The organism is Caulobacter sp. 17J65-9, from assembly GCF_010975005.1.
Lineage (GTDB): Bacteria > Pseudomonadota > Alphaproteobacteria > Caulobacterales > Caulobacteraceae > 17J80-11.
Genome location: NZ_JAAIVC010000221.1, coordinates 1 through 4952 on the forward strand (window position 1 = coordinate 1; position 4952 = coordinate 4952).

Annotated in this window: 3 protein-coding genes; 2 read left to right on the plus strand and 1 reads right to left on the minus strand. The window is 72.1% G+C overall.

What is annotated here, in order from left to right; translation table 11 throughout:
* On the plus strand, positions 1 to 477 hold a 477-nt coding region (locus tag G3573_RS19975; RefSeq protein ID WP_163263430.1), incomplete at its 5' end, for a trypsin-like peptidase domain-containing protein.
* A gap of 233 nt (positions 478 to 710) precedes the next feature.
* Here the strand turns inward: G3573_RS19975 and G3573_RS19980 are convergent.
* A complete protein-coding gene (locus G3573_RS19980) occupies positions 711 to 3581 on the minus strand; it encodes a pitrilysin family protein (RefSeq protein WP_205598392.1) in 2871 nt (956 codons plus the stop codon).
* Between the two features lie 207 nt (positions 3582 to 3788).
* Between G3573_RS19980 and G3573_RS19985 the strand changes: the two genes are divergently transcribed.
* A complete protein-coding gene (locus tag G3573_RS19985) occupies positions 3789 to 4892 on the plus strand; it encodes an HlyD family secretion protein (protein WP_163263431.1) in 1104 nt (367 codons plus the stop codon).
* Positions 4893 to 4952 lie beyond the last annotated feature (60 nt).

Sequence of the window (4952 nt, forward strand, 5' to 3'; positions counted from 1 at the left end):
GCCCTGCTGCGCACCGAGGGCGGCCCGGTCGCCCTGCCGCTGGCGGTCGAGCGGCCGCTGCGCACCGGCCAGCGCGCCTATCACCCCGGCTTCCCGCAGGGCACGCCCGGCGAGGTCACCAGCCGTCTGCTGGGCCGCGAGACCCTGCGCGTCATGGGCCGCGGCGCGCATTCCGAACCGGTGCTGGCCTGGGCCGAGGTCGGCCGCACCGACGGGCTGAAGGGCACGCTCGCGGGCCTGTCCGGCGCGCCGGCTCTGGACGCGCAAGGCCGCGTGGTCGGCGTGACGGTGGCCGAGGCCCCGCGGCGGGGCCGCATCTACACCACCGCCCCCGAGACCGTGCGCGACGCCCTGTCCCGCCGGGTGCAGCGCGGCGAATTCGTCACCGGCGAACCGGTGACGGTCGAGAACTACGGCCGCGTCGCCGACACCCTGCGCCGCGAACTGCGGGTCGCGCAGGTGGTGTGCCTGGGGTGAGGCGCGCCGGCCGCCCGTCGCTGACGACGGGCCGGGCAACTTCTCCTCCCCTGCGAAGCGCAGCGGAACGGGGGAGGGGGACCGCCCGTAGGGCGGTGGAGGGGGCGTCAGCTGGCGCGCCGTCGAACGACTTCGGCCCAAGACATGGAAAAGGGGCGCGCCAGGCGGCTCGCCCCCTCCACCATGCTTCGCATGGTCCCCCTCCCCCGCTCCGCAGGGGAGGAGGTGAAGCCTCACTTCGCCTTGCGCAGGGTCGGGCTGTCGAGGTCGAGTTCGCCGACGGGGATGACCTCCATCTGCGGGTACTTGGCCTTCAGGGCCGGCGGGATCTTCTTGGCGTCGCCGACCACCACGATGGAGGCCGGGGCCGGGTCGAACAGCTCGCCGCCGACGGTCTTCACCTGGTCGGCGTTGACCGCCTGCACCTTGTCGACGTAGCGGCCGAGCTCGGACAGGTCGATCTGGAGGAGCGCCAGCCCGCCCAGCAGGCCAGCCTGGCCGTCGGTGGTCTCCAGCGTGCGGCCGAAGCCGCCGACCAGCACCGACTGACGGGCCTTCAGCTCGTCGGCCCCGACCGACGCGGCGCCGAGCCGGGTCATCTGCGCGGCGATCAGGTCGACCACCTGATCGGCGGACTCGTTCTTGGTCTGGGCCGAGGCGACGATCGGGCCGACGTCCCGGCGGCCCGACAGGGTCGAGCGCGCGCCGTAGGAGAGGCCGCGCTTGATGCGGATCTCCTGGTTCAGCCAGGCCGAATAGCCGCCGCCCAGCACGTTGTTGGCCACCGCGGCGGGATAGTAGCGCTCGTCCTTGCGCTTGATGCCGCGGCGCGCGACGGCGACGGCCGCCTGGCCGGCTTCCGGCAGGTCGATCAGGATCACCCGCGGCGGCTTCGGCTGGCCGGCCGGCGAGGCGACGGCGGGCATGGCCGCGGCCGGCGCCTTCCAGTCGCCGAACAGCTTCTGGGCCAGGGCGAAGCCCTGCTCGGGCGTCAGGTCGCCAGCCAGCACCAGGGTGGCGTTGTCCGGGCGGAACCAGGTCTGGTGGAAGCCCGAGACGTCGTCGCGGCCCATCGCCTTCAGCGAGGTCTCCGTGCCGGTCATGATCCGGCCGTACGGCGCGTCGCCGAACACCGCGCGGGCGGCGGCGTAGGAGGCCAGGGTGGCCGGGTCGGACAGCGCGACCTGCAGGTTGTTCAGGGCTTGCTGGCGCTCGCGCTCCAGCTCGTCCGGCGCGAACACCGGATTGCGGGCCACGTCGGCGAAGATGCCCAGGCCCGGCTCCAGCTGGTCGGACTTCACGCTCAGGCCGACCGAGGAGCCGTCGTAGCTGGCGTCGGCGCCGAGCTCGCCGCCCAGCGACTCGACCGCCTGGGCGATCTGGGTGGCCGAGCGGGTCTTGGTGCCCTTGGTCAGCAGGGTGGCGCTCATCGAGGCCACGCCCGGCCGGCCAGCCGGGTCGGCCGCGCCGCCCGAGCCGATCACCAGGTCGGCGCTGACCAGCGGCAGGTCGTGGTCCTGGGACACGACGACGCGCAGGCCGTTGGCCAGGGTGCGCTCGGAGGGCGCGGGCAGGTTGATCTTCACGTCCGCACCCGGCTTGGGTGGGGCGACCCGCTCGCCTTCCGGGGCTGGCTTGATGATCTCGATGTTCTTCGGCGGGACCAGCGCCTTGGCCACCACGGTCGGCGCGGTGCCGGGGACCGGCTTGGCGTCGGCCGGCTTGGCGGCGTCGGAGTTGTACAGGATCACCGCGCGGGTCTCGTCCTGCAGGTACTTCTTGGCCACGCGCTGGACGTCGGCGGCGGTGACCGCCTGGATCTGGCCCAGCAGCCGGTTGGCCGCAGCCGGGTCGCCGCTGATCAGGACGGCGCGGCCCAGAGCGTCGGCCTTGCCGTCGACGGTTTCGCGTTCGCGCAGCGCATCGGTGACCAGCTGGTTCTTGGCCTCGCTCAGCTCGGCGGCGGTGACCGGCGCGTCGCGCAGCTTGGCGACCTGGGCGCGCAGGGCCGCCTCGCCCGCCTCGGCGGTCTTGCCTTCGGCCATGATCGAGCCGACCGCGTAGGAGCCGGGCTGCTGACGTTGCTCCAGCGCGGTGAAGGCCTCGGTGGCGATCTGCTGGTCGTAGACCAGCGACTGGTACAGCCGCGAGCTCTCGCCCTTGGACATGATCGCGTCGGCCACGATCAGGGCCGGCATGTCGGGGCTGTCGCCGGCCGGGAAGGGATAGCTGATCACCACCGCCGGCAGCGGGGTGTTGGGCTCATAGGCGGTCCACAGCTTCGGGCCCTTGCGCGGGCCTTCCAGCGCGGTGACGCGCGGCAGCGGCGCGTCGGGCTTCTTCAGCGGGCCGAAGTACTGGTCGACCCACTTGTCCAGCTCGGCCGGATCGAAGTTGCCGGCCACCAGCAGGACGGCGTTGTCGGGGCGGTAGTAGGTGGCGTGGAAGGCGCGCACGTCCTCGACGGTGGCGGCGTCCAGGTTCTCGATCGAGCCGATGCCCGGGCGGCCGTAGGGCGAGGTGTCGAACGAGATCTCCGGGTACATCAGCCCGAACAGCTTGCCGTAGGGCTGGGCCAGGATGCGCTGGCGCAGCTCTTCCTTGACCACGTCGCGCTCGGATTTGAACACCGCCTCGTCGACCACGAGGTTGCCCATCCGCTCGGCCTCGGCCCACAGGATGCGCTGCAGGTGATTGGCCGGCACCACCTCGTAGTAGTTGGTGAAATCGTCGTAGGTCGAGGCGTTGTTGAAGCCGCCGACGTCCTCGGTCAGGCGGTCGAACTGCTCGTTGGCCAGGTTGCGAGTCTGCTTGAACATCAGGTGTTCGAACAGGTGCGCGAAGCCCGAGCGGCCGGCCGGGTCGTCCTTCGAGCCGACGTCGTACCAGACCTGCACCGACACGTTCGGCGTCGACGTGTCGCGGATGGCGAACACCCGCAGACCGTTGGGCAGGGTGCGCTGGGTGTATTCGATCGGCGCGATGGCGCCGGCCGGGGCTTTCGCTTGAGTCTGGGCGGCGGGCGCGGCGGGGGCGAGGGCCAGGGCCGGCGCGGCGACGAGCAGGGCGGCCAGCGAGGCTGTCAGGGCGAGGGCGCGTTTCATCAGGGCTTCCGAAGGACGACGTTCGTTCAACCCCGTAACACGGGTCACGGCTCCGGTGGATGTTACGGAGCTGTAATGGACCGGGGCCGCGGACCGTCGTTCACGGCCTGAAACATTGGTTGTACGTCCCCATTCCGGATTAACTTGATTTTTGGACAGCACCGTCCATTTAACGTCGAGACTTACCTCCCCAAGGTTTCCCTACGCATGCCCAAGCTCCCCTTCGACAAGAAGCGCGCGCCCCAGATCGTGGCCGGCGTCGCCGCCGTGGCGGTGATCGCCGGCGGCGTGGTCTGGTGGTCCGGCAAGGCGCGCTGGGAGGGCACCGACAACGCCTACGTCCAGGCCGACACCGTCGCGGTCAGCCCGCAGGTGACCGGCTACGTCGCCGAGGTGCTGGTGCGCGACAACCAGCAGGTGACCCCCGGCCAGGTCCTGGTGAAGCTCGATCCGGCCGAAGCCGAGGCCCAGCTGGCCCAGGCCGAAGCCAATCTGGCCGCGCTGGAAGCCGCCGTGCGCAACGTCGACGACCGCGCCGCGCTGGAGCGCTCGCTGATCGCCGAGCGTCAGGCCGGCGTGGCCAGCGCCCAGGCCACCGCGCGCCTGGCCAAGACCGATCTGGACCGCTACGGCCGCCTGGCCGACCAGGGGTGGGTCGCGCCGCAGCGGCTGCAATCGGCCAGCGCCCAGGCCGACCAGGCCGGCGCCGCCGTCGCCCAGGCGCACGCCGGGCTGGAAGCCCAGCGCCGGGAAGCGAACGCCCTGGGCTCGACCCGGGCGCAGACCCTGGCCCAGGTCGAACAGGCCCGCGCCACCGTCGCCCAGGCTCGGATCAATCTCGATCGCACCGTCATCCGCGCGCCGGTCGGCGGCGTGGTCGGCGCGCGCGCCGTGCGCCCGGGCCAGTACGTGCGTCCGGGCGGCCAGCTGATGGCCGTGGTGCCGCTGGGCCGCGCCTACATCGTCGCCAACTTCAAGGAGACCCAGGTCGGCCATATGCGCGTCGGCCAGGAGGTCGAGGTCACCGCCGACGCCTTCAAGGGTCAGAAGTTCAAGGGCCGGGTCGAGAGCTTCTCGCCGGCCACCGGCTCGGAATTCGCCCTGATCCCGGTCGAGAACGCCACCGGCAACTTCACCAAGATCGTGCAGCGCGTGCCGGTGAAGATCGCCGTCGAGCCGACCGGCCCGCTGTCCGCGGCCCTGCGTCCCGGCCTGTCGGTCAAGGTGCGCGTCGACCTGAAATCGAACGGCGGCCAGAGCTTCGCCGAAGCCGGCGTGGCCACCGCCGCCTACGCCGAGGCGGGCCGGTGAGCACGGCCCAGGCCGCCGTCGCCCCCGAGGCGCCGGCGAAGCCGGGGCGCGGCCCGACGC

Coding starts and splice junctions, on each gene's coding strand:
- G3573_RS19980 (WP_205598392.1), bottom strand. CDS start 3,581: ATGAAACGCGCCCTCGCCCTGACAGCCTCGCTGGCCGCCCTGCTCGTC.
- G3573_RS19985 (WP_163263431.1), top strand. CDS start 3,789: ATGCCCAAGCTCCCCTTCGACAAGAAGCGCGCGCCCCAGATCGTGGCC.